This is a genomic window from Variovorax sp. 01T439_2 (assembly GCF_056398445.1).
Genome location: NZ_JBFTPJ010000823.1, coordinates 1 through 2702, shown reverse-complemented (window position 1 = coordinate 2702; position 2702 = coordinate 1). Strand labels below are relative to the sequence as shown.

Here is a 2702-nt window from a genome sequence, read left to right as displayed (position 1 = left end):
CGACTGGATGATGCGTTCCCAGGTCTGCGTGTAGCTGCGCACGCGGCCCGCGAACTGGCCTTGCGGCTCGTAGCCGACCGTGAGCCCCATGGTCGTGAGCTTCTGCTTCACGTCGGGCATGGCCAGCACCTTCTGCAGCGCGTCGCCGTATTTGTCGATGATCGGCTGCGGCGTGCCCACGGGCGCGAAGATGCCGTAGTAGGGCAGGTCTTCCAGGTTGGAGAAGCCCAGCTCGGTGAAGGTGGGCACGTTCGGCAGCACGGCCTGGCGCTTGGCGCCGATGGAGGCCACGATGCGCACCTTGCCGGCCTTGTGGTTCTCGATGAAGTCGGGCACCGAGGCGATGCCGGCCGTGATCTGGTTGCCCAGCATGTCCGCCGTCATCGGCGCGCTGCCGCGGTAGGGCGCGGGCTGCACGTCGATCTTGTATTTTTCCGAGATCATCTTCACCAGGAACTCGGGGATCGAGGCCGGCGCCGGAATGCCGATGGTTTCCTTGCCGCCGCGCTGGGTGCGAACCCACTTCACATATTCGTCGATGCTCTTGGCGGGCGTGCCGCCCGAGACGGCCAGCACGTTGGCGAAGGTGGCGAATCCGGCCACCGGCACGAAGTCGGTCGCAGGGTTGAAGCCGGGGTTCTTCACCACCTGCGGCAGGATGGAGATCGAATGGTCGTGCGAGAGGAACAGCGTGTGGCCATCGGCCGGCGCTGCCTTGAGCGCCTGCGCCGCGATCTGTCCGCCGGCGCCGGCGCGGTTCTCGACCACCACCGGCACGCCCAGCACGTCCTTGAGTTTTTCGCCCAGCGTGCGYGCGATGGCGTCGGTGCCCGCGCCCGCGGGAAAGCCCACCAGGATGCGGATGGGCGTGCCTTGCGCCTGCGCAAGGCCGGCGAGGCCCATGGCCGCTAGAAAGAGACCGGCGCCGAGCGCCCGGCGAACCGGCTGGACGCGCTGCATTGAAAAAACCATGATCGACTCCATTCGAGAGAGAGAAATGCCTACGGCAGGAAGGTGCCCGGCACCGTGCAATAGCCGTGCCCATTCCGCCAGCGCGATTCAAAACTTGAATCCCGGCGGAACAGCCCTATTTTGGATGCAGGAATACCACCATGCGACAAGACAAACTCACCACCAAATTCCAGGAAGCGCTGAGCGATGCCCAGACGCTCGCGCTCGGCAACGACAACGCCTACATCGAACCGGCCCACCTGCTGGTCGCGATGCTGCGCCAGGAAGACGGCCCGCGCGCCCTGCTGGAGCGCGCCGGCGTCAACGTGCAGGGGCTCGCGAACGCTGCCGAGGCGGCCATCAAGAAGCTGCCGCAGGTGCAGGGCCACGACATCGTGCAGGTCGGCCCCGAGCTCGGCAAGCTGCTGCAGGCCACCGAGAAGGAAGCCATCAAGCGCAATGACCAGTTCATTGCGGGCGAGCTCTTCTTGCTGGCCGTGGCCGACAGCAAGTCCGACATCGGCCGCATCGCCAAGGAAAACGGCCTCAGCCGCAAGTCGCTCGAATCCGCCATCGACGCGGTTCGCGGCGGCCAGGGCGTGAACAGCGCCGATGCCGAAGGCCAGCGCGAAGCCCTCAAGAAATACTGCCTCGACCTGACCGAGCGCGCGCGCCTGGGCAAGCTCGAYCCGGTGATCGGYCGCGACGAGGARATCCGCCGCRCSATCCAGGTGCTGCAGCGYCGYACCAAGAACAACCCSGTGCTSATCGGCGAGCCCGGCGTGGGCAAGACCGCCATCGTCGAAGGCCTGGCGCAGCGCATCGTCGCGGGCGAGGTGCCCGAGTCGCTCAAGGGCAAGCGCGTGCTCTCGCTCGACATGGCTGCGCTGCTGGCCGGTGCCAAGTTCCGCGGCGAGTTCGAGGAACGCCTGAAGACCGTGCTCAACGAGCTTGCCAAGGACGAAGGCCAGACCATCGTCTTCATCGACGAGCTGCACACCATGGTGGGCGCCGGCAAGGCCGAGGGCGCGATGGACGCGGGCAACATGCTCAAGCCCGCGCTCGCGCGCGGCGAGCTGCACTGCGTGGGCGCCACCACGCTCGACGAATACCGCAAGTACATCGAGAAGGACGCCGCGCTGGAGCGCCGCTTCCAGAAGATCATCGTGGGCGAGCCCAGCGTGGAGGCCACCATCGCCATCCTGCGCGGCCTGCAGGAAAAGTACGAAGTGCACCATGGCGTGCAGATCACCGACCCGGCCATCGTGGCCGCGGCCGAACTCTCCGACCGCTACATCACCGACCGCTTCCTGCCCGACAAGGCCATCGACCTGATCGACGAGGCCGCGGCCAAGATCAAGATCGAGATGGACTCCAAGCCCGAGGTCATGGACCGGCTCGACCGCCGTCTGATCCAGCTGCAGATCGAGCGCGAAGCCGTGCGGCGCGAAAAGGACGAAGCCTCGCAGAAGCGCTTCGGCCTCATCGAGGACGAGATCGCGCGCCTGCAGAAGGAGATCGCCGACTACGACGAGATCTGGCAGGCCGAGAAGGCGCAGGCCCAGGGCAGCGCGAAGATCCGCGAGGACATCGACAAGATCAAGTTCGAGATCGAGGAGTGGAAGCGCAAGGGCGACTTCAACAAGCTCGCCGAGTTGCAATACGGCCAGCTGCCGGCGCTGGAGAAGCGCCTGCGCGAGGCCGAGGAAAGCGAGGCGAGCAAGGGCAAGTCCAGCGCGCCGACGCTGCTG

At 66.3% G+C, this 2702-nt stretch carries 2 protein-coding genes; one reads left to right on the top strand and one right to left on the bottom strand.

The window, feature by feature from the left end; translation table 11 throughout:
- The coding region (locus AC1DOC_RS28350) for a Bug family tripartite tricarboxylate transporter substrate binding protein (protein WP_478130986.1) at positions 1-972 on the bottom strand (972 nt) is incomplete at its 3' end.
- Positions 973-1112: 140 nt separating this feature from the next.
- Here AC1DOC_RS28350 and AC1DOC_RS28345 point away from each other — a divergent pair.
- On the top strand, positions 1113-2702 hold a 1590-nt coding region (locus AC1DOC_RS28345; RefSeq protein WP_478130985.1), incomplete at its 3' end, for a Clp protease N-terminal domain-containing protein.